Below are 22,537 nucleotides of genomic sequence, written 5' to 3'. Positions count from 1 at the left end.
GCGACCGGCACAGGTTGCGGCCGCTAGTTGCCGACGCGGACCCAGTGGCTCACGGTCTCGATGATGCAGGTGTCACCGCCCAGCGCCGTTGCGGCCTCAGCGGGGATGACGACCTTCAGGATGGAGCTGTGCCTGATCTTGTCCTCGGCGAGGACCTTGAGCTCCCAGATCAGTTCCGACCCCATGCCGCCGTTTTGTGGCAACTGGGAAAAGACTTCTTGCAACGCCTGCGTCCGCCAGGTGTTGTCGCCAACGGCCTGCCAGTCGACCTTCATTTCTTGTGACATGTCGAGCTGGCCCGGATGGAACGGTGCGGAGACCTTGAGAGGGCGGGGGGCCTCGAAAGCCGACAGGGAAACCGGAATTTTCCGGCCCATGGCCATACGCATCATCTCCGGGCAGGCCCTTGTCTCCGGAGTTCCCATCTGCAAACGCCAGAGGCCGTTGCGGGGCTGAAGACCGGTCGAGGTCTCCAGGAAGAGAGGAATTTCCTGATTCTGCTCTTCGTTCAGGCCGATCGGCAGGTCTCCGGGGGCACAATGATCCGGACCGGAGTATCGGAAGGCGGAGGGGGCACCGTTCAGAAGAAAAACGGCGTCTTCGACCCGGTCCCGTGCGATCCAATAGCCCGCTCCGTCGCTGCTGTCGACGACGAGCACGTGATCGGCGCCAGGGGCGGCTCCAAAATTCTGTTCGGCCGCTGAAAGGTCCTTCTTGTCGGGGACGGAATAGCGGGGCTGTTGCCCTTCGCGGATCGTAACTATGGCGGGATTGCATTCCGCAAAAGCCGTCCCGGTCAATGAGATCAGCAGCAATGCGCCGGTTAGAACAGTTTTTTGCATGAAGTCTCAGAGCCCCTGGAAGAATCTCTCCTTGTGGGCATCCGTTTAGACGGGTTGTTTTGGGTGGACATGCCCAAACTTGGTTATAAGCTAACCGCAAAAGCCGTAACCTGTTGCAAGAAAGCTGTTTTGAAGAATTCCGTTCCGGATCTTATCGGATCCCTTTATTCAGCCGCGTTGGACGAACGCCGTTTCAATACATTGATTGCTCATGCGGAAAGCGCTCTTGCAAACGGTGTCACCGAAACGGCTGGATTTGATGAGCTTCGACAGGAATGCGAAAAGCATATCGCTCAAGCGGAAGAATTGCTTGCGACGCTCCCTGGCGGTGAAGAGGAGGAACGGTTACGGCCCGTCTTTTTCACCGACCAAACAGCCAAGATCTTGAACCCCAACCGGATCGCGGAAGATCTCTTCGGGATTGAGGACGGGGACGGCCTGGGCCTTCTTTTGCCTGACAGTGGGGTTCTTCAAAAACTTTGCCGGTTCGCCGGGGGACGCACCGACCACGCGCCGGTCCTTCGCCTGAACAACCAACGCACCGGCAGACCGGTTGTGATGATCGTGGAGGCTTCAGGAAAAGCCGGACTGGCGCGTGTCGCGGCCATGGACGCTCTTTGGCACGAAAACGCTGCCAGAGCCACGCAAGTTCTTTACGGTCTCACGGCTTCTGAAACCGAAGTCCTCGGTTTGCTGACGGACGGTCACTCACCTGCGGAGACCGCCCGTTTGCGTGGACGCTCCGTCGAGACAGTGCGCCAGCAGATACGGGCCATCATTCAGAAACTGGAAGCCGATGGCATGCAAGAAGCCGTACAGCTCGCCCGTGCCGTCGCGGTTTCGTCGCGCGTCGACGGCGAACAGCACAGGGAATGGGACCGTCTTACCCTGACGCTGCCGGATGGCAGGAGCCTTGAGTATTGCGAACAGGGCAGCCCGGCAGGTGATCTGGTGTTCTTTCTTCACGGTTGTCTGGGCGGGGTCCGCTTGCCGCAGGAAGCTGACAGGGTAATGCGGCGGACAGGGATAAGAATGGTTGCACCGGCGCGTCCCTGGCATGGGCAAACTTCCGGCAATCCGCTGGCTCTCGATCAACCGGACGTCTATGCGGAAGACCTTAAACGGCTGGCAAGTCATCTGAACGCGCGGCAATTTTCCATCGTGGCATACGATGTCGGCGTAATCTTTGCCCTCACAGCGGCCAGTCATTTGAACGACCATCTCAAATCGGTGCTTTGTGTGGCTGCGCAGCCTCCAATGAGAAGCCTGTCCGATTTTGCTACGGCACCTCAGCAGCAGAGAATTTTCGCTATACTGGCAAGGATTTCACCTCCACTCCTGCGATACCTGGCCGTTCTTGGCGACCGGAAACTGAAAAAGGAAGGCGCGGAGCGGTTTGCGAGAACTGTTTTCGGAGGAGCCCGCGCGGATCTTTCGGCTTGCGAGGATCCGGAGGTTCTCGAGCTGATGTGGACCGGGCACCATTTTCATGTCGAAAACGGATCGGACGGTTTCATCAACGACTGCCGGATGATCGCATCCAATTGGTTGGCCCGCGTCGGTCAAATCGAAGCCCCCGTTCATTTTCTCCACGGAACGGAAGACGCCTCAATCCATGCTGAAAGGATTAAGGCCCTTGCCGCGACGGTTGGCGGGGAGATTTCCTGGGTGGAGGAGGCGGGACACACACTTCCGTTCAGCCATTGGCAGCACGTGATTTCACAGCTCAGACGGACTGAAAGCGGCTTGTGATTGCCCGCCGGTTGTGGCTGGTCAGGGTTTAGAAAGTCCTGCCGGTCGTCCGGGTGCCGGAAGACTGAGGCGCTGCGGGAATGTCGACCGGGACCCGGAGCTCTTCGGAGAGTTCCTTTCCTCCCGGATTTGCCATGGCGGCGGCAGCGACGAGGCCGCTGGCAAGCAGAAGTCCGAGGAAAATGGCCTGCAGAAGCGGTCGGGCTTCCCGCAGTTCATTCTTTCGGGGCGGGGACTTTCCGGAGGCGGGCGAGGCCTGAGTTTTGGCCCTGACCGGGGTCTCTTGAGATGAGGCTTTGACCGGATCGTTTGCTTCGTCTTTTGTCATTGTTGCGTGTCGGCAGCTTTTGTCGGTTTGTTTTACGCGAGTTCCCGGGCGGTCTGATTTCGCCGGGTGTCAGGTTCTTCCGGTGCCGCCGGAGTGATCGGAGGCGGCGGTCAGATCGTTGAAAAGGCGTCGTCCCAGAAGCCCGGTGGACACCGCCATGACAACAAAGGCCGTTAACGGCAACAAAAGCGAGGGATTCATAACGGCTGCCATCGACAGAAGAGCCGCCGTGGCCAGCGCATACAGGGTTGTCGTCCGGATGCGGTCGGTTGCGGATATGTTTTGCGGTTCTTTCGAACTGGAAATGCGCATGAGGCCTCCATCGTCTTCAATGGAAGTCACTTTCTCCCGGAATTGCGCCGCCATACTGACTGCAATCTGGCTTCTGCCGACTGTTTTTGTGACTTTTTTCAGGCAGGCTCAGCATGTCTTAACATGCCGTAACGGCATAGGAAAATTGTTCACTTCGTAAAAGTTGCAATATTGAGGCCAGCCCCTCAAGGAATACGCTGCGTTAATCTTGTGTTTTGCGCGAAAATTTCATCATTTTACAATGCTCCTTTAATGTTTGTTTTCTTTTCAAAAGCATACTTCGTTCCCGGTAGATCGTCTCAAACATGTCGGGCATGGAATGGCAGTTCTCGCAGCGCAGTCACCAGAAAATCAGGATTCCCAGGAACCGGACACGCCGGAAGCGGAAACCGAGGTCAAGGAAGGCGAACCGCCCGCGCTTTCCCTTGCCGGATTGCAGTTTTTCATCGCCGACATCAGCAAGAAATCCATTCTTTGGCACGAAGTCGGGTCGCAGACCCTGAGCAGTGAAGTCAAGGACCTGCAGGAAGCACCGTCCAATCAGGCCTTGCGCCACCTGTCTCCGGAAGACCGCAAGACGATTCTGCGCCTTGTCCAGGGAGCGATCCGGGACGGGCAGGCGGGACCGTTCGACGTCGGCGGCGGACCGGATCACCGCATTCCGGGGATTCCGATCGTAGCGTATCGCTATGAACTGCCTGACGGAAAAATCCTCGCGATCTGTTTCCCCTCCATAGGCGAAGGCGACGGCAATCCCGGACGGATCGCCCTCGGTCTCGCGCCCATCCTTCAGCATTTCGTCGCGTCGTCCACGCGGGTGGTCCTGCTGGTCGACAATTTCGGATATGTCCGCTTTGTCAGCGACGGTTTCGTCAAGAGTTTCCAGATCGAGGATGCCCGTCTGATTCTCGGCCGGAATATCGCTCATATTCAGAACCGGGTCGGGCGGACCATCGTTTCGCTCGCTATCGCCGCACTGACGCGTCGGGCCAGTGCGACCGGACACGGAAAATTCCTTCTGGCGAGCAACGACAGTCTCGAACTGAGCTACGAAGCCATGTATTTCCGGATCGGCGCGGTCGTCGGTGGCGTGCTGTTCTCTGCCGGGCAGGCCGGTGGGGATGTCGATTTCGCGAAGGTCTTTGAAGTCTGCAGCGCGCCGATCCTGGTGGTCAACGCCAAGTCGCGCATGATCGTGGCCGCCAACAAGTCCGCCATGAAAGCCTACCACCTGACGCCGGACATCGTTTCGAGCAGGCCGATCACCGAAACGCTGCTTCACCCCAACAATTTCAGCCAGATGCTGGAAGCCGCGCAACAGGGATCGGAACTTCCGATATCGGTACCGGTCAGCGTCTTGAACGGACAAACCAAAAAGAAGCGGTTCAAGTGTACCATTGTGGACAAGGAAAAGGACGAGGCTAAGCTGATCCTTGAGACACGGAGCTGATCCGCTCCGCTCTTCTTGGGCGCGTTCGTTAGCCGGAAGCGTCCGCATTCGCTTTGTCCGGCTCCGTCGTCCTTAAATCTTCTTTGCCGTCGAGATAGATTTCCGATTGGGTCTTGTCTTCCAGGGCCCGCGGTTCTAGGGTCCGCGCGCTGTTATTCCCGTTTCCCCTGGAGGACATTATGGGCTTTCTTGCTGACGCATTGGCGCGTGTACAACCTTCTGCGACCATCGCCGTCACCAACAAGGCGCGCGAGCTGAAAGCCGCAGGCCGCGATGTGATCGGACTGGGTGCTGGCGAGCCGGATTTCGATACCCCGGACAACATCAAGGCGGCGGCGATCAAGGCGATCAACGAGGGCAAGACCAAATATACCGCCGTTGACGGAATTCCGGAGCTCAAGGCCGCGATCGTCGAGAAGTTCAAGCGGGAAAACGGCCTGACCTACGAGGCCAACCAGATCACCGTCGGCACCGGCGGCAAGCAGGTTCTTTACAATGCCCTGATCGCGACGCTCAATCCGGGCGACGAGGTCATCATTCCGACGCCTTACTGGGTGAGCTACCCGGACATGGTGCTTCTGGCCGGCGGAGAACCGGTCATTGTCGAGGCGGACAAGTCCACCTTCAAGATCACCCCTGAAGCGCTTGACGCGGCGATTACCTCACGCACCAAGTGGCTGATCTTCAACTCTCCGTCCAATCCGTCCGGCGCGGCGTACACAGAGGCGGAGCTGAAGGCGCTGACGGATGTCTTGATGAAGCATCCGCATGTCTGGATCATGACCGACGACATGTATGAGCATCTGGTCTATGACGACTTCAAGTTCACCACGCCCGCCCAGATCGAGCCGGCGCTCTATGAGCGCACGCTGACGGTCAACGGGGTCTCCAAAGCCTATGCCATGACCGGCTGGCGGATCGGCTACGCGGGAGGACCGACCGACCTTATCAAGGCGATGGCCAAGGTGCAGTCCCAATCGACCTCCAACCCGTGCTCCATCGCCCAGTGGGCGGCCGTCGAGGCGCTCAACGGGCCGCAGGATTTCATTCCGGCAAACAACGAGGTCTTCAAGGGGCGCCGGGATCTGGTCGTCTCCATGCTGAACCAGGCCAAGGGCATCAGCTGCCCGGTGCCGGAGGGGGCGTTTTATGTGTTCCCCTCCTGTGCCGGCACCATCGGCATGACGGCTCCGTCCGGCAAGGTCATCGAGACGGATGCGGATTTCGTCACCGAACTCCTGGAAACGGAAGGTGTCGCCGTCGTGCATGGATCGGCTTTCGGCCTCGGTCCGAACTTCCGGATTTCCTATGCGACCTCGACGGAGGCCCTGGAAGAAGCCTGCACCCGTATCCAGCGGTTCTGCGGCAACCTGAAATAACGTCCCTTAAGGGAGACGCATCACACCGGCGGGCGGCTTCAGCCGCCCGTTTTTGTTGGCATCACCTGTTTTGCGGGCAGGCGGCATCCGTGCTCGGACAGGGAGGAAGCCTCAGGTTGGGCTGGTTGTTGAGGCGGTTGATCTGCTGCGTGCGCTGGAGCCGGTTGTTTTGCTGGATCTGCTGGCGGGTCGAGAATTGAGATTTCTGATTCTGGAGGTTCTGATTGAGCTGCTGCTGGGCGGACGGCAGGATGGAGCCCGATTGAGGCAAGCCGCGCAGCTGGTTGTTTTGCGCCGCCGCCGGGCTGGTGAGGAGCGCTGTCAAGCCGAGTGCCAAAAGCCACTTTCGAAGGGTCATTTCCGTTCCTTTCAGCCGCGTCATCCTATCAAACATAGGGATGGCGAGAGGGCTTTGCCAGTTTTCCGGTGAAAGGCTCCTATTGGCCAACGTGTGGCTGTGGCCCTTTTCGTAGGGCCGTTGAGGCCGCGGTGAAGCCATATCCCGGAGACCGGGCGAATTGCTGCGCTGCGACGTAAGATTTTCTTGCGTTGGGTCCCGGAACGGCGCGACCATTCGAGACCGCCTCGACCGATGCGCCGCCGGACCGGGGCCCGGACTGGAACTTGATGCCGCGAGGCGACGGGTTCAGTGGCCATCGGATCCATTCGGGCGAGACGCGGAAGGCCCGCGTCCTTTGCCGCCGGCCTTGCCGCGTCGTTTCGGGGATCCCCTCGAGCACACGGGAGAAATAACATGGCCAAAAATTCTAATGGAAAAGGATCCGCTGCCGGCAATGCGCCGCGCTGCATCGCGTTTGTCGGCCCGTTCGGCAGCGGCAAGACCAGCCTGTTGGAAGCCTTGCTGGCGCGAACGGAAGCGGTCGCCCGGCAAGGCAGCGTTTCGGAAGGCAATACGATTGGAGACGCCTCGCCGGAAGCGCGCGCCCACGGCATGAGCGTCGAGCTCAATATCGCCAGCGCGGAGTTCCTCGGCGATCGCTTCGTGTTTGTAGATTGTCCGGGCTCCGTGGAATTTCTGAGCGAAATGGACGGTGCGTTGTCCGGTGTTGATCTGGCCGTCGTCGTGGCGGAGGACGACGAGCGCAAGGTGCCGGCCCTGCAGCTAATCCTGAAATCCCTCGAGGCCCGGGCCATCCCGCGGGTTCTCTTTCTCAACAAGATCGACAAGAGCACCCGCCGGGTGCGCGACGTCCTGAACATCCTGCAGCCGGCATCCTCCGTGCCGCTGGTCTTGCGGCAGATCCCGATCTGGGAAGGCGGACAGGCCACCGGTTTCATCGACCTGGCGCTGGAACAGGCGCACGTCTATCACGAAAAGGAACCGAGCACCCGGATCGACATGTCCGACGAGGACAGGGCGCGCGAACACGAAGCCCGGTTTTCCATGCTGGAGCTTCTGGCCGATCACGACGACGATCTGATGGAAGCGCTTCTGGAGGATATTGCTCCCGACCGCGATCTCGTATTCGCCGATCTTGTCAATGAAATGCGGGACGGCGTTATCTGTCCGGTCTTCTTCGGGTCCGCGGAACATGGCAACGGCGTCGGCCGGTTGCTGAAGGCGCTTCGTCACGAGGTCCCGAACGTGGATCTACTCGGACAGCGGTTGCTGGGTTCCGGTCGGCGCGATGCCCTGCAGGTGTTCAAGACCCTGCATACGCAGCACGGCGGAAAGCTCAGCATCGCCCGCATTCTGGACGGTCAGGTTTCCGACGGGGACTGCCTGTTCGTCAACGGCGGGCCGGAAGTCAAAGTGTCCGGTCTTTTTTCGATTTTCGGTCAGCAGGCGAACAAGATCGCGACGGCCGGCAAGGGCGATCTCGTGGCGCTCGGCCGCCTGGACGAGGTGCAGACGGGCGACCTTCTCTGCCAGAGCCAGGATGCCGTGACCGGCCCCGCTGAAATGACCAGGCGCAGTCCCGCCCTGGCGACAGCGATTTCAGCGAACCAGCGCAAGGACGAGGTGCGTCTGTCGACGGCGCTGGCAAAGCTTGCCGAGGAAGACCGCTCGCTGACCGTCACGCAAAATCAGACCACCCAGGAAACCCTTCTTGCCGGGCAGGGCGAGATGCATTTGAGGGTGGCCCTGGAACGGCTTTCGGGAAAATACGGTTTGGAGGTCACCTCCCATACGCCCCATGTGCCTTACGCGGAGACAATCAGGACGGGAACCAAGGTCAGGGGGCGGCACAAGAAACAATCGGGCGGCCATGGCCAGTTCGGCGACGTTGTCCTGGAAATCGCACCATTGCCGCGCGGTGAGGACGTGCAGTTTTCCGATACGATCACGGGTGGTGTCGTGCCGAAACAGTATATCCCCTCGGTGAAGGAAGGCGTTCTGGAGGCTTTGGGTACCGGACCGCTGGGCTTTCCAGTCGTGGATGTCTCCGTTTGCCTGACGGACGGGTCCTATCACTCGGTCGACAGCTCGGACCAGGCATTCAAGATGGCCGGAGCCCTGGCGATCCGCGAAGGTCTCCAGGACTGCAAACCGGTGCTTCTCGAGCCGATCCAGAAGGTGGTCATCGCCTGCCCGAGCGACGCGACGGCGAAGATCAATGCCATTGTTTCGGCTCGGCGCGGCCAGTTGCTCGGTTTCGATGCCCGGCCGGACTGGTTCGGCTGGGACGAGGTGCAGGCCTTGATGCCCGAAGCGGAAATCGGCGACCTGATCGTCGAACTCCGGTCGGCGACCGCCGGCGTCGCAAGCTTCACCGCCACGTTCGATCACATGGCCGAACTTTCCGGCAAGGCCGCGGATCAGGCGCTGCAGCGCTCCGGCAGGCAGGCGGCCTGACGCGGAAAGGTTGGCAACAGGGCGCCCCGGCCAAGAGCCGGGGCTAAACACCTGGCTGTGCTCTCTCTGGAACGTGCATCTCTCGACAGTGTTCCCAGCCCGGGGGCTCCACTTGCGCTTCGTCCGGAGAGGCCGCGGAGAGACGGTTCACTGTTTTCTCAAGCCCGGTCACCAGGGCGTTATTTGCCATTGAAAGGCGTTTCCGGTTCTTTCAAGGCAAACGGGAGTATGGACATGTTCATTTTGAAGAAACGCGGCTGGGAATTGCCGGAGCGGCTTGCAACGCCTGAGACCCATTACCTGAACCGCCGCCAGATCCTTGCGGGACTGGCCGGAAGCGGGGTCCTTCTCGGGACGGGACTTGGTATACGGCCCTCTTTCGCCGAAGAAGACCCGAGCGCGGGACTCTACCCGGTCGAGCGCAATGCGTCATTTACCCTCGACCGGGACCTTACGGCTGAAGAGGTGACGACGAAATACAACAATTTCTACGAGTTCGGGTCCCACAAGCAGATTTATCCTGCGGCGCAGAAACTGAAAATCCGGCCCTGGACCGTAACGCTGGACGGCATGATCGACAATCCGCAGGTCGTCGACATCGATGCTCTGCTCGGCAAAATGCCGCTCGAGGAACGGCTCTACAGGTTCCGTTGCGTGGAGGCCTGGTCCATGGCCGTGCCATGGTCCGGCTTCGCCCTGTCCGAACTGGTCAAGCTGGCGAGCCCTCAGGCCGGCGCGAACTATCTGCGCTTCGAAACCTTTCTGGACCCGGCCGTTGCCGGCGGGCAAAAGCAGGCCTGGTATCCCTGGCCCTATGTGGAAGGGCTTACGCTGGAAGAAGCGACCAACGAACTGGCCTTCATGGCGACCGGCATATACGGCAAGCCGCTCGCCAAGCAGTATGGCGCGCCGATACGCCTGGTCGTGCCCTGGAAATACGGCTTCAAGTCGATCAAGTCCGTCGTGCGGATAACATTTACCGACAAGCGTCCCGTCAGTTTCTGGGAAGAAATCCAGGCGAGCGAATATGGTTTCTGGGCAAACGTAAATCCCTCGGTGCCTCACCGGCGCTGGCCGCAGTCCTCCGAGAGGCTGCTCGGCACGGACGAGCGACGCAACACGCTTCTTTTCAATGGCTATGAGGAGCAGGTCGCAGGGATCTACAAGAACATCACCGGCGAACGGCTATTCATGTAGCGCAATTTTGCAGCGCAGCAGACATTCGGGCAAAAAAAGAGCCGGGTCTTGAGGGACCCGGCAGTTTATTTGATTCACTGTAAACAGTGTAATCACCTTCCAGAGGGGAACAGCTGGTCCGGACAACACTGGGAGGAGGTTGTGATGTCCGCGTGACCAACAGTGCTGCTTATATGCAGTGCACAAGCTGCATAAACAAGAGGCAGTAGCGCAGATCAGGTATGCAATTTCCGCATGCCTTCCCTGCAAAATCAATTTCCGCCAGAAAAACTCTTTTAAATCAGATATTTATCTTGTTGCTGCGGTCTCGTGTGAGACAGGGGGGCTTAAAAAATGCGTTAATACGGACTGAATTTACTGGGAATAAGCTTTGCTGCCTAAAATGATTCCAACGTTTTTTGTGCTCAAATTGTATGCTTTTAATCGGTTTTCTGGAAATGGCTGCGGCAAAAGCGACCAGCTATGCGTTTTTTCGGGTTGTGCACTTTGGGTCAATACACCCAGTTTTCCGCGTTTGTGAGCAGGAATTCGCGAAAGGCCGTCACCCGCGCGGTGTTTTTCAGCTCGGACGGATAGACAAAATAGGTGTCGAATGACGGCACCTTGTCCTCTTCCTCGGTGATCACCGGGACGAGATTGGAGGCTTTGTCGATGATGTAGTCCGGCAGGATCGCAATGCCCACACTCGACTGGACGGCCCGCTTGATGGCGACGAGGTTGTTGACCTTCAGCGCGGAACGGCGCGGCTCTCCGGGAGGCCGGCCGGCGGTTTCCAGCCAGTTCATCGTGCGCAGATAGGAAGGTGCCTGCTCGCCGAAGGACACAATCCGGTGGTTGTCGATGTCCGCGATCGAAGCCGGTGCGCCGAAGCGCTGAAGATATTCCGGCGCCGCATAGACATGGAAATGCACGGTGAAGAGCTTGCGCTGGATGAGGTCCGGCTGGGTCGGCTGGCGCAGGCGGATGGCGACGTCGGCTTCCCGCATGTTGAGATCCAGCTCGTCGTCGTCGAAAATCAGGTGGAGGTCGACCTCCGGGTAAAGGTCGATGAAGGTCTTGATGCGGGAGGTGAGCCACGTCGACCCGAGCCCGACGGTGGTCGTCACGCGCAGGATTCCCGACGGTTTTTCCTTGCTGTCGGTAAGACTGGTCTGCACGGCCTCCAGCTTCATCAGCACGTCGTTTGCGGTGCGGTAGAGCAGCTCCCCCTGTTCGGTCAGGAGAAGCCCGCGCGCGTGGCGGTGGAAGAGGGCGACGCCCAGATCCTGTTCCAGCGCGCTGACCTGACGGCTGACGGCGGACTGGCTCATATGCAGCGTGTCGCCCGCATGCGTGAAACTGCCTGCCTGCGCGGCGGCATGAAAGATGCGCAATTTATCCCAATCCATGCGTGCCCCTTCGCAGGATGTTCGTTGACCTTATTCAGCCGCCTGCTGCTTTGAACCGGTCTCATGTTCCGCCAGAAACCGTTCGGCTTCAAGAGCGGCCATGCAGCCCATGCCCGCAGCGGTGACCGCCTGGCGGTAGACATCGTCCGTTACGTCACCTGCGGCGAAGACACCCGGAATGGAGGTTTTGGTCGAGTCCGGCGCGGTTTTCAGGTAACCGTTCGGCTTCAGGTCAAGCTGGTCCTTGAACAGATCCACGGACGGGGCATGCCCGATGGCGATGAAGACACCATCTGTGGATATTTCCTGGAGATCGCCGGTCCTGGTGTTTTTCAGGCGTACCCCTGTCACGGCCTTCGGCATGCCGCCACCCAGGATCTCGTCGACCTGATGATCCCAGATAACCTCGATCTTGGGATTCTGGAACAGCCGATCCTGCAGGATCTTTTCCGACCGCAGGCTGTCGCGGCGGTGCACAAGGGTGACCTTGGAGGCGAGGTTGGCCAGATAAAGCGCTTCCTCGACAGCGGTGTTGCCACCGCCGACCACGACGACCTGCCTGTTGCGGTAAAAGAAACCGTCGCAGGTCGCGCAGGCGGATACGCCGGCGCCCATGTAATCCTGTTCGGAAGGAAGGCCGAGCCAGCGAGCCTGGGCGCCGGTGGCGACGACAAGCGCGTCGGCGGTAAACACCGTGCCGCTGTCGGCTTCCAGGCGGAAGGGGCGGCTGGAAAGATCGGCCTTGACGATGGTGTCATGGACAATTCTGGTGCCGACGTTCTCGGCCTGCTTCTGCATCTGTTCCATCAGCCAGGGGCCCATGACCGGATCCGCGAAGCCCGGATAGTTTTCGACGTCCGTGGTGATCGTGAGCTGGCCTCCCGGCTGGATGCCGGCTACCAGCGTCGGTTCGATCATTGCCCGGGCCGCATAAATGGCCGCAGTGTAACCGGCAGGGCCGGAGCCGATGATCAAGAGTTTGCTGTGTTCCGTCGTCATGGAGCGCACCTTTGTCCTGTTCGCGGCTCCGGCCTGGCCGCTCGTTTCTTGTTTTTCGATTAGCCCACCGGGGCCTTTGTGTCTCGTTGCCGAAACGCCGCATAGTCGTCAAGGATGCGCCTTGCGATCACGGGCGTCGCGTCTATCGGCTCGTAGGTAGTCGTTTTCAGCGGGCCTGGAAAGGGGTGAACCACTCCCAGGCGCTGCAAATTATCCAAAAACCGGGTGATCTTCGCGTGACCGCCGCTTGGATGGAACACGTGAACGGGTTTTCCGGTGACGGCCGCTTCGCCGATCATGTTTGTCGAGTCGGCTGTCGCGACAACAGCGTCCGCGTTGGCCAGATAGGCGCCGAGCGGGTTGGGCGCTTCCCCGGTCCAATACAGATGTCCGCCGGTCTTCGCCAGACCCGCCAAGCCGTAGGCGAGGCCCGCAGGGGTCCGGCGGGACCCCGTGATCATAAGGCTGGCGCCTTCGGTTCGGGCAAGCTCGCGCAAGGCGTTCAGAAGCCGGTTCTGGTCTGCCTCGGTAAAGGTGTGATGGCGGCTGTCGCCTCCGATCAGCACCGCCACGCGAGGCGCCGTCAGTTTCAGGATCTCGGCCCCGGTATCGGAACGCAGGTCGTCCAGACGTGCCCGGGACAGCTTGTGCGGGGAGGTCGGCGTGACAAGAACGTTCGGACCGCGAAGCTTGTCGTGTTCTGGAACCCAGATCAGGTCCGCGGATTTCGGTCCGGTGCGCGGGTCCTTCAGGAAGACGGTGAAGGTCTTGCCACTCGAGCGGCGCTTGATCCGGCGGAGATAGGCGGCGGCGCGACGGCCGGACGCAATGGCGATATCGGGCCAGGGCGGAGCGATGGGACTGTCCGGCCGGGACTCCCATTCGCGCGGGTCCGTGGGGCCGAAAGGAAGCCACCAGGAAAAGGGCGGCTTTGGAGCGATCCGGCGCGTTTCAAAAGCACAGCCGAGCGCAGCCGCGACACCGGTGCATTGAACCAGATCCCCGGCTTTTCCGTCCGTTAGAACCCAGACCGAGTGAGGGGTCAATCTAGGTTGGTTTTGCATGGAAGAAGCGCATCCTGTGTCTTAATCTTTCGAAATCGTGCGCTATTTTGTTATAGTCTTGCACAAACGCGCAAAAAACCTTAATCCGGCAGCAGGGCAGGTTAACGCGGGCCTCCATAGTGCCGCAAGACGCCAATCCGTCCGAGTGGCCACTACCCACAGGCGAACCAACGTCAAAGGAGACAGGTTTGAAAGCGCGGCTTGACGCCATTGACTGGCAGATCCTGAAAGAACTTCAAGACGACGGCCGGATGACCAATGTGGAACTGGCCCGAAGGGTCGGCATATCGGCGCCGCCCTGCCTGAGACGGGTGCGGGCGCTGGAAGAGGCCGGCCTGATCTTCGGATACCGCACTTTGCTCGATGAAAAGCAATTGGGCTACGACGTTACCGCTTTTGCCATGGTCGGTCTGCACAGCCAGACGGAGGCCGACCTGATCGCGTTTGAGGAAACCGTTCAGAAATGGCCGCTGGTCCGGGAAAGCTACATGCTCTCGGGCGAGGTCGACTTCCTGTTGAAATGCGTCTCTCCAGACCTGCAGACGTTTCAGAATTTCATCATCCGGGAGCTCACAGCGGCTCCCAATGTCGACAGCGTGCGCACGGCCCTGACCATTCGGCGCACCAAGAACGAGCCGATCGTACCAATCGATTCGTAAGGCTAGCCCTTCGTGGTTATCCCGACGCCGCCTGTCTGCGGCGCAGCCCTTCCAGCTTTCCACGCAGTCGCCGTATGATGGAAATGTCCCTGAGCGCGGTCGCGACCAGCGTGAAGGCGACGGCCAGAAGCGCGCAGGTGGTCAGGATGGCGATGGGCAGGAACTGGTCGTAGTGAAAGGTATCCAGGAACCGGTCGACCGGATCGTTGCCGGAATAGAGACGTCTGCGGGCATATTCCCGGAACGCGCCGATTTCGAAGGAATTCGTTTTGAGCGAGGCCAGCGTGAAAATAAACAGCGTAACACCGGCAGCCATGGCCACCAGAAACGCGAACGCGCGCAATGCGAAGCCGTAAGGATTCTCGTGCCGGTGCGAGACGATATGCTTGAAGATCCGGCGCCCTTTCGCATCCAGCCTTAGGAAGGCGAGCCAGCGATAGGCCCAAAGCGGTGCCGATAACACCAGCAGCCACATCCCGATGCCATGAAAGACCATTTTCTGCCCTCCGCGTTGCCGGCTGCCAGTTTAGCGGCTGACCGGCAAGCGTCAAAGGGAAACCGATTATTTTTGAATTGCTTGAGGCGATTCCGGAGTCAGACGAACCTGACTTCGACGATCTCGTAGGAACGGGCACCGCCGGGGGCGGCGACTTCCACGCTGTCGCCGACCGTCTTGCCGATTAGAGCACGCGCGATCGGAGAGGAAATCGAGACCTTGTTGTGCTTCACGTCCGACTCGACGTCGCCGACAATCGTGTAGTTCTTTTTTTCCTCAGTATCCTCGTCGATCAAGGACACGGTGGCTCCGAACTTTATGACTTCGCCGGACAATTTCGAGACGTCGATGACCTCCGCGCGCGACAATTTGTCCTCAAGTTCCGAAATACGGCCTTCGTTCAGGCTCTGTGCTTCCTTGGCGGCATGGTATTCGGCGTTTTCCGAGAGGTCACCGTGCGCGCGCGCTTCCGCAATGGCGTCAACGATGCGCGGGCGCTCGACCGTGGTACGCTCCTTCAGCTCATCCTGAAGCATTTTGTACCCGGCAGAGGTCATCGGAACTTTTTCCATGGGTCTCAGACCTTCAGCTTATTGGGTCCCCCTTGTCTTGAGGACCGCGCTTCACAAAAACAAACCAAGCCGGGAAAGGCGCGCTTTCCCGGCAGGTCATCGGAGTATAATAGCCTTAGCCGAAGTAGGATTGCAAAGGTCTTACTTCAAGGCTCCCCGCTTTATGGGCGACGATACCTTTGGCGGCGGCAACCGAACCTGCAAGGGTGGTGTAATAGGGAACCTTGTTGAGGAGAGCGGCCCGGCGCATCGACCGGCTGTCGGCGATCGCCTGCGCGCCTTCGGTGGTGTTGAAGACGAGCTGGACCTCGCCGTTCTTGACCGCGTCGACGATATGCGGGCGTCCCTCGAGGACCTTATTGATCTTCTTGACCGCAATGCCGCTGTTCTCAAGATATTCCTGGGTGCCGCCGGTCGCGATGATCGAGAACCCGGCCGCCTCGAGCTGGCGGACGGCCTCGACCACACCGGCCTTGTCCTGATCGCGCATGGAGACGAACACCGTTCCCCGGTCGGGAACGCCGGTGCCGCAACCGATCTGCGACTTGGCGAAAGCCTTGCCGAATGCCGTGTCCAGGCCCATGACCTCGCCGGTGGAGCGCATCTCCGGCCCGAGGATCGTGTCCACGCCCGGGAACCGGGCGAAGGGGAACACGGCTTCCTTGACCGCGATATGGTTCAGCGTTTTCTCGCTGAGGCCGAATGAGGCAAGGCTTTCGCCGGCCATGACGCGGCTGGCGATCTTGGCGACCGGGTCGCCGATGGTCTTGGCGACGAAGGGCACGGTGCGCGACGCGCGCGGGTTGACTTCGAGAACGTAGATCTCACCGTCCTTGATCGCGTATTGCACGTTCATCAGGCCGCCGACCTCCAGGGCCAGAGCGAGAGCTTCCGTCTGCCGCTTGAGTTCGGAGATCATGTCTTCGGTCAGGGAGAAGGGCGGCAGGGAGCAGGCGCTGTCGCCGGAATGGATGCCGGCTTCCTCGATATGCTCCATGATGCCGCAGACGAAGACGTCCCTGCCGTCGCACAGCGCATCGACATCCACTTCGATCGCGCCTTCAAGATAGCGGTCGAACAGGAGAGGGTTGGTGCCGAGCACCGTGTTGATCTGGCCGGTCTTGTCGTTGGGATACTTCGCCCGGACTTCCGCGGGAACAAGCTCCGGCAGGGTGCCGAGGAGGTAGGAGTTGAGGGCTTCCTCGTCGCGGATGATCTGCATGGCGCGGCCGCCAAGCACGTAGGACGGCCTTACCACCAGCGGCAGACCGAGCTGTCCGGCGATCAGGCGACCCTGTTCGACCGAATAGGCGATGCCGTTTTCCGGCTGCTTCAGGTCGAGCTTGATCAAAAGCTTCTGGAACCGGTCCCGGTCTTCGGCCAGATCGATCATGTCCGGCGACGTGCCGAGGATCGGGACGTCCGCTTTCACCAGCGCCTGCGCGAGTTTCAAGGGGGTCTGGCCGCCGAACTGGACGATCACGCCGTGAAGCGTGCCGTTTTCCTGTTCCTTGCGGATGATTTCAAGAACGTCTTCGTCCGTGAGCGGCTCGAAATAGAGCCGGTCGGACGTGTCGTAGTCCGTGGACACGGTTTCCGGGTTGCAGTTGACCATCACGGTCTCGTAGCCGACCTCGTCGAGGGCGAAGGCGGCATGGCAGCAACAATAGTCGAATTCGATACCCTGTCCGATCCGGTTCGGTCCGCCGCCCAGGATGACGACTTTCTTTTTGTCCGACGGATTGGCCTCACAGGCCGGTTTGCCCATGAAGGGGGCTTCGTAGGTTGAATACATATAGGCGGTGGGCGAGGCGAATTCGGCCGCGCAGGTGTCGATGCGCTTGTAGACCGGATGCACATCCAGCTTTTTGCGCAGATCGACGACATCCTTGGCGTCCAGGCCGGCCAGGCTCGCGAGCCGGGCATCGGAAAAGCCCATGGCCTTGAGCTTGCGCAGGTTTCCCGCATCCTGCGGCAAGCCGATGTTGCGGACCTTGGCTTCCATGGCCAGAATGTCCGCGATCTGGTTCAGGAACCAGCGATCGATGCCGCTGGCCTGGTGAACTTCGTCGACGGTCATTCCAAGGCGCATGGCCTGCGCCACATTCAGGAGGCGGGTCGGCGTCGGCGTGGAGACCGCGGCGCGCAACGCGTTCTTGTCGTCGCCCTGGTCCAGACCCGGGATATCTGTCTCATCGAGGCCGTTCAGGCCGGTCTCCAGACCGCGCAGGGCCTTTTGCAGGCTTTCGTTGAAGGTCCGGCCGATCGCCATGACCTCGCCGACGGATTTCATCGCGGTGGTCAGGGTCGGCTCGGAGCCCGGGAACTTCTCGAAGGCGAAGCGCGGGATCTTGGTGACGACATAGTCGATCGTGGGTTCGAAGGACGCCGGGGTGGCGCCACCGGTGATGTCGTTCTCCAGTTCGTCCAGCGTGTAGCCGACAGCGAGTTTCGCCGCGATCTTGGCAATCGGGAAACCGGTCGCCTTGGAGGCCAGGGCGGAGGAGCGCGAGACACGCGGGTTCATTTCAATCACGACAAGACGGCCGGTTTCCGGGCTCACCGCGAACTGAACGTTGGAACCGCCCGTTTCGACGCCGATCTCGCGCAGGACGGCGATCGAGGCGTCGCGCATGATCTGGTATTCCTTGTCGGTCAGCGTGAGCGCCGGGGCAACGGTGATGCTGTCGCCGGTGTGAACGCCCATCGGATCGACGTTTTCGATGGAACAGATGATGATGCAGTTGTCCGCCTTGTCGCGGACGACCTCCATTTCATATTCCTTCCAGCCGAGAAGGCTTTCGTCGATCAGGACCTGGCCGACCGGGGAGGCATCGATGCCTGACCGGGCGATGGTCTCGAATTCTTCCCGGTTGTAAGCCACACCGCCGCCGGTTCCGCCCAGGGTGAAGGCGGGGCGGATGATGGCGGGCAGACCGATTTCATCGAGGGCGCGCATGGCTTCGAGATAACCCGCATTGCGGTCGTAGCCGGCGATCTTGCCGTTCTCGTCGAGAATGGCGGGGGAGGAGGCGATTGCGGCACGCGGGTTTTCCAGGCCGATTGCGTCCATGGCGGCGCGGAACTTCTCCCGGTCTTCCGCTTTCTCGATCACGTCGGCGCGGGCGCCGATCATCTCGACACCGAACTTTTCCAGAACGCCCATCTGCTCAAGGTCCAGGGCGCAGTTGAGTGCGGTTTGTCCGCCCATAGTCGGTAGCAACGCGTCCGGGCGTTCCTTTTCGATGATCTTCGCGACGAGCTCCGGGGTGATGGGCTCTATGTAGGTCGCATCGGCGAGATCCGGGTCGGTCATGATCGTCGCCGGATTGGAATTCACCAGGATGATGCGGTAGCCCTCTTCGCGCAGTGCCTTGCAGGCCTGTGTCCCGGAATAGTCGAACTCGCAGGCCTGTCCGATAACAATCGGGCCGGCGCCTATGATGAGGATGGAAGAGATATCTGTGCGTTTTGGCATCTCGGCTCGCAGCTCGCAGCGGCCTCCCCGGGATAGCGGCTCGCGCTGACCGGTCCGGCTCGGACTGAGGTGAATGACAATGTTGGCTGAGCGCGTCTTATAGGGAAAAGCGGAGCGCTAGGAAACCCCGGCAGAAGGGACGAAGAGATGTTTTCCCGCCGGGCACACAGCTTCAGTCGATTTCGGAAGCGGTTTCGGGGGGCAGAGGGACGGTGGTCTGGCCGTCGAAATCGCCGATACCCTTGCTCAGAGCATAGCACGCAAGTCGGATGGATTTCGGAATTTCCACCGGACGGCCGTCGCGATTGCCCTTCTCGTAATACTGGATCATCCGCTTTTTCAGACCGAGGCGGTCTGCGGCGTCCTTTTGTTTCAGTCCGAGCGTTCGCCGCCAAAGCCGGAATTGTTGCGGCGTCATTCCGGTTTTCGTGTCTTTTGATTTTGATTCGGGCATTTCGTTTCGTTCCGGGATCGCTTGGTTCCGATTGATGCGGGGCAGGGGGCGGTCGTCCGCAAAAGCCTTAAGGGGCCTATTCCTGCTGTCGACCGCGCATAATGGCGCGACGCCGGCCGGATTCGGTAAAACCGATACGGTCCGCCACAAGCCGCGCGTTCCGGGAGTGGTCCCTTTCCACGTATTCTGCCTGAAGGGCCGTCGTCATTTCCCCTGCCATATCAATCTTGTGAACGGGCAACTGACCGTATCGGCAGTTCATCCGTTCACGCCTGACAAAAATAACCTGGATGTCGGCTTGTCAATGAGGAAGTGCACATTGTGCGACTTTTTGTGCGCCTTTTTCCCTCCGGGGCTGTCGTTTTCCGATCTGCGGATGACGAAGAGGCGTGCCGCGCAGGTGGAGCGCTCCAAGGTACGTTGTCCCCGCGGGCGCCCGTCAAAGGTGCAAATTCAGGCCGGTCCGCCGAAGCGCTACGCTCGTATGGAAAATGGTTTATCTTCAAACTAATTTGTTTTTTCTGCCTCGTCGCCGTGGATCGTAATAATTTTTATGATTATTTTGCTGGTATTGAAGTATTTTACGAGTCGCGGGTTCTGCGATTTCAGCAAAATTTGTTGCTGAAGCGGAATCCGTGATAGCGATATTTATAGATGTAAGATTATCGATAATTAATATTTGTAACTATTTTGCTCTGTCATATTATGTTTAATTATCCGAAGTTGTGTTCTTTTTCGGGGGTATGTGGGCTTTAGTTTTCCAGTAGCATGAATCTTCTGCGGAAAATTGTTTTTTAGTCCATTTTTTTCGTGGATTTTAACATTCAAGACAGTGTATTACTTTAGACGCTTAGTCTCATAAGAGCTTGGGAGTGTGGCTTTCGGAGTCGGGTGCAGAATGCCGATGGCTTTGAAAGTCCGGATTGTGATGCCGGTGGGACCTGATTGCCTGGAGGTGGGACCAGAAAGTCGGGGGCGTTACAAAACTTTGCCGAGCTTGGAACAAGAAAAGACAAGATCGGGCTTAAACTATGAACAATGTTGCTGCCAATATGGTCGTTGTTCCGGACATTGCAGGGCCGGGGCAAGACATGGTTATTGACGATCGCGCTCTTGCGATCTCGGAAATGTCGGAACGGTTTGACGTAACGCTGCGGACGTTGCGCTTCTACGAAGAAAAAGGGCTGCTCAATCCCGTGCGGAAGGGAGCTCGCCGGTTTTATGGCGCAAGGGACGTCTCTCGCATGAGGGTCATCTTGCAGGCAAAGAAAATCGGCCTGACGCTTGCGGAAATCCGACGGGTGATAAAGTTGGTGGAAAGCAACACCAACAGAAACGATCAGTTCAAGGAACTCCGCGTCATCTGCAAGGAACAGCAGGAACTTCTCCTTGAGCAGAAGGCGATGCTGGACGAGCAGATCGCTGAAGTCGACGAAGTGCTGACGGTATTCGATCAGTTGATTTCCTGATCGTGCCGCTGAGCGGATCATGAATCACGGCGGTTCAATCGGGGACGATTGAACCGCTGGGGTGGATCGTTGCATTGCAACAGGGCGCCTGCGCCGTATTGGACGCGCGTGCCTTGGGTTTGCGCTTCATCTTGCGAGGATTTGCCGATGAGGAGCCGCAGCGATCTCCGCCGGGCATGCGGGACTTCCGTAGAGCTGTCGGAAGCACCTGGAAACTGCGGGCTAAAAGTCCGCAGCGTCCGGGGCTGGAGTCTTGCCAGCCGCAATGACTGGAACCCTCCTGACCTTGTTTCGGATTTCCGCGACGCGACGGCTTTGCTTCTGCTTCCGGCTGAACGTGTCTCGATGCGTGATCGGTCATGGCCGATCCGGTGGACTTGAACCATGGTAGCCCATCGGATTTTGCAGCAGCTTGCAACCCGGGACAAAGCACAAGCGGAGCGTCGGCCGCCTGGCCTTTCCGGCCGCTTCAGGCGCTGCCGGTGCTAAGACGGTTTTCGCGAATTGAACGCTCTGGAAACGGGCAAAAACCCCGGTCGCGTTTCGCTGGCCGGGGGCTCATGGTCCTGCGGTGACGGGCGATCCGCCGTCAGGCTTCGGCGGCCGACCGTTGCATCAGGTCGGTGAAACGCTTGAACAGGTAATGGCTGTCGCGCGGGCCGGGAGAGGCTTCCGGGTGGTACTGAACCGAGAAGACCGGCTTGTCCGTCATCGCCAGACCGCAGTTCGATCCGTCGAACAGCGACACATGGGTCTGGTCGACATTGTCTGGAAGACTGTCCGCGTCCACGGCGAAGCCATGATTCATGGATGTGATCTCGACCTTGCCGGTGGTGTGGTCGAAGACCGGATGGTTCGCGCCGTGGTGTCCCTGGTGCATTTTGACCGTCTTGCCGCCCAGCGCGAGTGCGAGCATCTGGTGTCCGAGACAGATCCCGAAGGTCGGTATGCCCTTGCCGACAACCTCACGGATGACGTCGACGGCATAGCTTCCGGTGGCTTCCGGGTCGCCGGGGCCGTTTGACAGGAACACCCCGTCCGGAGCGTGTGCGAGGATGTCTTCCGCCGATGAGGTCGCGGGCAGCACCGTCACTTCGCAGCCGGCGTCGGCGAGCAGGCGCAGGATGTTGCGCTTGATGCCGAAGTCGATCGCAACGACCTTGAACCGGCCGCCTTCCGCGTCGCCGTAACCCTTGTCCCACTTCCATGTGGTTTGCGTCCAGGCGTGCGACTGGGTGGTGGATGCGTCCTTGGCGAGGTCCATTCCGACGAGGCCCGGCCAGTTGGCGGCCGCCGTTTTCAGGCTTTCCAGGTCGAATCGACCGTCGGGTGAATGTGCGATCACGCCATTCGGTACGCCTTTTTCCCGGATCAGCGCCGTCAGGGCCCGGGTATCGACTCCGCAGATGCCGATGATATTGCGGCTTTTCAGCCAGGCGTCGAGGTCCTTCGCGGCCCGGTAGTTGGCGGGGTCCGTGATTCCGGCCGCCAGCACCACACCTCTGATTCCACTGTCGGCGGCCATGTTGACGGTCTCGATATCCTCGTCATTGGTCCCGACATTACCGATATGTGGAAATGTGAAGGTGATGATTTGGCCGCTGTAAGACGGATCGGTCAGGATTTCCTGATATCCGGTCATCGCGGTATTAAAGCAAATCTCACCAACGGCTTGGCCTGTGGCGCCGAGGCCTTGTCCCTCGATCACACTGCCGTCGGAGAGCACAAGCAGGGCGGTCGCCGGGGTCTCGGACCATGCGTCTGCAGTCGTCATGTCTTGTTTCCAGAGTTTGTTGGTGACATCATGCGCTGCAGGAAGGGCGTCTGAGGCAGGGCAAGTTGCCTGCGCTAGGCCGTCTGCATTAAGCGCGGGACTCTAT

General features: G+C 59.6%; 20 protein-coding genes. 8 read left to right on the top strand and 12 right to left on the bottom strand.

Going from position 1 to position 22,537, the window contains the following annotated elements:
- Nucleotides 1–23: 23 nt before the first annotated feature.
- A complete protein-coding gene (locus JF539_RS24550; protein ID WP_207143447.1) occupies nt 24–842 on the bottom strand; it encodes a hypothetical protein in 819 nt (272 codons plus the stop codon).
- Between the two features lie 129 nt (nt 843–971).
- Here JF539_RS24550 and JF539_RS24545 point away from each other — a divergent pair, with 129 nt between their 5' ends.
- Nucleotides 972–2,594 carry an alpha/beta fold hydrolase gene (locus tag JF539_RS24545; RefSeq protein WP_207143445.1) on the top strand — a complete coding sequence of 541 codons (1,623 nt, stop codon included), beginning with the start codon at nt 972–974 and terminating at the stop codon, nt 2,592–2,594.
- A 28-nt stretch (nt 2,595–2,622) separates the two neighbouring features.
- Here the strand turns inward: JF539_RS24545 and JF539_RS24540 are convergent, their stop codons facing one another.
- Both JF539_RS24540 and JF539_RS24535 read right to left on the bottom strand, forming a co-directional pair.
- Nucleotides 2,623–2,922, bottom strand: a complete 300-nt coding sequence (locus JF539_RS24540) for a hypothetical protein (RefSeq protein ID WP_207143443.1) — start codon at nt 2,920–2,922, stop codon at nt 2,623–2,625.
- Between the two features lie 69 nt (nt 2,923–2,991).
- Nucleotides 2,992–3,234, bottom strand: a complete 243-nt coding sequence (locus JF539_RS24535; RefSeq protein ID WP_207143441.1) for a hypothetical protein — start codon at nt 3,232–3,234, stop codon at nt 2,992–2,994.
- Between the two features lie 319 nt (nt 3,235–3,553).
- On the opposite strand from JF539_RS24535, the gene JF539_RS24530 reads away from it, so the two are divergent.
- Both JF539_RS24530 and JF539_RS24525 read left to right on the top strand, forming a co-directional pair.
- A complete protein-coding gene (locus tag JF539_RS24530) occupies nt 3,554–4,684 on the top strand; it encodes a hypothetical protein (protein ID WP_207143439.1) in 1,131 nt (376 codons plus the stop codon).
- Between the two features lie 179 nt (nt 4,685–4,863).
- On the top strand, nt 4,864–6,063 hold the full coding sequence (locus JF539_RS24525) for a pyridoxal phosphate-dependent aminotransferase (protein WP_207143437.1): 1,200 nt from the start codon (nt 4,864–4,866) through the stop codon (nt 6,061–6,063).
- A gap of 61 nt (nt 6,064–6,124) precedes the next feature.
- Here JF539_RS24525 and JF539_RS24520 read toward each other — a convergent pair whose 3' ends face one another.
- A complete protein-coding gene (locus JF539_RS24520; protein ID WP_207143435.1) occupies nt 6,125–6,637 on the bottom strand; it encodes a hypothetical protein in 513 nt (170 codons plus the stop codon).
- 180 nt (nt 6,638–6,817) lie between these two features.
- On the opposite strand from JF539_RS24520, the gene JF539_RS24515 reads away from it, so the two are divergent.
- Both JF539_RS24515 and msrP read left to right on the top strand, forming a co-directional pair.
- Nucleotides 6,818–8,881: an elongation factor G gene (locus tag JF539_RS24515; RefSeq protein WP_207143433.1), complete on the top strand. Its 2,064-nt coding sequence runs from the start codon at nt 6,818–6,820 to the stop codon at nt 8,879–8,881.
- 234 nt (nt 8,882–9,115) lie between these two features.
- Nucleotides 9,116–10,078 (top strand): protein-methionine-sulfoxide reductase catalytic subunit MsrP, encoded by a 963-nt coding sequence (gene msrP, locus JF539_RS24510; RefSeq protein ID WP_207143431.1) that lies wholly within the window; start codon nt 9,116–9,118, stop codon nt 10,076–10,078.
- Between the two features lie 491 nt (nt 10,079–10,569).
- On the opposite strand, the gene JF539_RS24505 is transcribed toward msrP, so the two are convergent.
- The 3 genes from JF539_RS24505 to JF539_RS24495 are packed head-to-tail and all read right to left on the bottom strand — an operon-like array spanning nt 10,570 to nt 13,529.
- Nucleotides 10,570–11,466, bottom strand: coding sequence for a LysR family transcriptional regulator (locus JF539_RS24505; protein ID WP_207143429.1), 897 nt, complete (start codon nt 11,464–11,466; stop codon nt 10,570–10,572).
- A 30-nt stretch (nt 11,467–11,496) separates the two neighbouring features.
- Nucleotides 11,497–12,465, bottom strand: a complete 969-nt coding sequence (gene trxB, locus JF539_RS24500; RefSeq protein WP_207143427.1) for a thioredoxin-disulfide reductase — start codon at nt 12,463–12,465, stop codon at nt 11,497–11,499.
- Nucleotides 12,466–12,524: 59 nt separating this feature from the next.
- The gene (locus JF539_RS24495) at nt 12,525–13,529 is read right to left on the bottom strand and encodes a mitochondrial fission ELM1 family protein (protein WP_207143425.1); all 1,005 of its coding nucleotides are present in this window, start codon (nt 13,527–13,529) and stop codon (nt 12,525–12,527) included.
- A gap of 188 nt (nt 13,530–13,717) precedes the next feature.
- Here JF539_RS24495 and JF539_RS24490 point away from each other — a divergent pair, with 188 nt between their 5' ends.
- A complete protein-coding gene (locus tag JF539_RS24490) occupies nt 13,718–14,188 on the top strand; it encodes an Lrp/AsnC family transcriptional regulator (protein ID WP_207143423.1) in 471 nt (156 codons plus the stop codon).
- Nucleotides 14,189–14,204: 16 nt separating this feature from the next.
- On the opposite strand, the gene JF539_RS24485 is transcribed toward JF539_RS24490, so the two are convergent.
- From JF539_RS24485 to JF539_RS24470, 4 genes are all read right to left on the bottom strand, one after another.
- A complete protein-coding gene (locus JF539_RS24485) occupies nt 14,205–14,684 on the bottom strand; it encodes a hypothetical protein (protein ID WP_207143421.1) in 480 nt (159 codons plus the stop codon).
- 98 nt (nt 14,685–14,782) lie between these two features.
- Nucleotides 14,783–15,256 (bottom strand): transcription elongation factor GreA, encoded by a 474-nt coding sequence (gene greA / locus JF539_RS24480; protein WP_207143419.1) that lies wholly within the window; start codon nt 15,254–15,256, stop codon nt 14,783–14,785.
- A 115-nt stretch (nt 15,257–15,371) separates the two neighbouring features.
- Nucleotides 15,372–18,734, bottom strand: a complete 3,363-nt coding sequence (gene carB, locus JF539_RS24475) for a carbamoyl-phosphate synthase large subunit (RefSeq protein WP_207143417.1) — start codon at nt 18,732–18,734, stop codon at nt 15,372–15,374.
- Between the two features lie 172 nt (nt 18,735–18,906).
- Nucleotides 18,907–19,152, bottom strand: a complete 246-nt coding sequence (locus tag JF539_RS24470; RefSeq protein WP_236042652.1) for a helix-turn-helix domain-containing protein — start codon at nt 19,150–19,152, stop codon at nt 18,907–18,909.
- A 10-nt stretch (nt 19,153–19,162) separates the two neighbouring features.
- Between JF539_RS24470 and JF539_RS24465 the strand changes: the two genes are divergently transcribed.
- Together JF539_RS24465 and JF539_RS24460 are read left to right on the top strand one after the other, a co-directional pair.
- Nucleotides 19,163–19,699: a hypothetical protein gene (locus tag JF539_RS24465; RefSeq protein WP_207143931.1), complete on the top strand. Its 537-nt coding sequence runs from the start codon at nt 19,163–19,165 to the stop codon at nt 19,697–19,699.
- Nucleotides 19,700–20,279: 580 nt separating this feature from the next.
- Nucleotides 20,280–20,657 carry a MerR family transcriptional regulator gene (locus tag JF539_RS24460; RefSeq protein ID WP_209017574.1) on the top strand — a complete coding sequence of 126 codons (378 nt, stop codon included), beginning with the start codon at nt 20,280–20,282 and terminating at the stop codon, nt 20,655–20,657.
- 589 nt (nt 20,658–21,246) lie between these two features.
- Here JF539_RS24460 and carA read toward each other — a convergent pair.
- The gene (carA, locus tag JF539_RS24455) at nt 21,247–22,431 is read right to left on the bottom strand and encodes a glutamine-hydrolyzing carbamoyl-phosphate synthase small subunit (RefSeq protein ID WP_207143413.1); all 1,185 of its coding nucleotides are present in this window, start codon (nt 22,429–22,431) and stop codon (nt 21,247–21,249) included.
- Nucleotides 22,432–22,537 lie beyond the last annotated feature (106 nt).

This window comes from Roseibium aggregatum (genome assembly GCF_017309185.1).
GTDB classification, from domain to species: Bacteria; Pseudomonadota; Alphaproteobacteria; order Rhizobiales; family Stappiaceae; genus Roseibium; species Roseibium aggregatum_B.
Note: the sequence above shows the minus strand (reverse complement) of the source record. Positions and strands in the feature narration are given on the sequence as shown.

Coding starts and splice junctions, on each gene's coding strand:
- JF539_RS24550 (WP_207143447.1), bottom strand. CDS start 842: ATGCAAAAAACTGTTCTAACCGGCGCATTGCTGCTGATCTCATTGACC.
- JF539_RS24540 (WP_207143443.1), bottom strand. CDS start 2,922: ATGACAAAAGACGAAGCAAACGATCCGGTCAAAGCCTCATCTCAAGAG.
- JF539_RS24535 (WP_207143441.1), bottom strand. CDS start 3,234: ATGCGCATTTCCAGTTCGAAAGAACCGCAAAACATATCCGCAACCGAC.
- JF539_RS24530 (WP_207143439.1), top strand. CDS start 3,554: ATGGCAGTTCTCGCAGCGCAGTCACCAGAAAATCAGGATTCCCAGGAA.
- JF539_RS24525 (WP_207143437.1), top strand. CDS start 4,864: ATGGGCTTTCTTGCTGACGCATTGGCGCGTGTACAACCTTCTGCGACC.
- JF539_RS24520 (WP_207143435.1), bottom strand. CDS start 6,637: ATGGTCGCGCCGTTCCGGGACCCAACGCAAGAAAATCTTACGTCGCAG.
- JF539_RS24515 (WP_207143433.1), top strand. CDS start 6,818: ATGGCCAAAAATTCTAATGGAAAAGGATCCGCTGCCGGCAATGCGCCG.
- msrP (WP_207143431.1), top strand. CDS start 9,116: ATGTTCATTTTGAAGAAACGCGGCTGGGAATTGCCGGAGCGGCTTGCA.
- JF539_RS24505 (WP_207143429.1), bottom strand. CDS start 11,466: ATGGATTGGGATAAATTGCGCATCTTTCATGCCGCCGCGCAGGCAGGC.
- trxB (WP_207143427.1), bottom strand. CDS start 12,465: ATGACGACGGAACACAGCAAACTCTTGATCATCGGCTCCGGCCCTGCC.
- JF539_RS24495 (WP_207143425.1), bottom strand. CDS start 13,529: ATGCAAAACCAACCTAGATTGACCCCTCACTCGGTCTGGGTTCTAACG.
- JF539_RS24485 (WP_207143421.1), bottom strand. CDS start 14,684: ATGGTCTTTCATGGCATCGGGATGTGGCTGCTGGTGTTATCGGCACCG.
- greA (WP_207143419.1), bottom strand. CDS start 15,256: ATGGAAAAAGTTCCGATGACCTCTGCCGGGTACAAAATGCTTCAGGAT.
- carB (WP_207143417.1), bottom strand. CDS start 18,734: ATGCCAAAACGCACAGATATCTCTTCCATCCTCATCATAGGCGCCGGC.
- JF539_RS24470 (WP_236042652.1), bottom strand. CDS start 19,152: ATGACGCCGCAACAATTCCGGCTTTGGCGGCGAACGCTCGGACTGAAA.
- JF539_RS24460 (WP_209017574.1), top strand. CDS start 20,280: ATGGTTATTGACGATCGCGCTCTTGCGATCTCGGAAATGTCGGAACGG.
- carA (WP_207143413.1), bottom strand. CDS start 22,431: ATGACGACTGCAGACGCATGGTCCGAGACCCCGGCGACCGCCCTGCTT.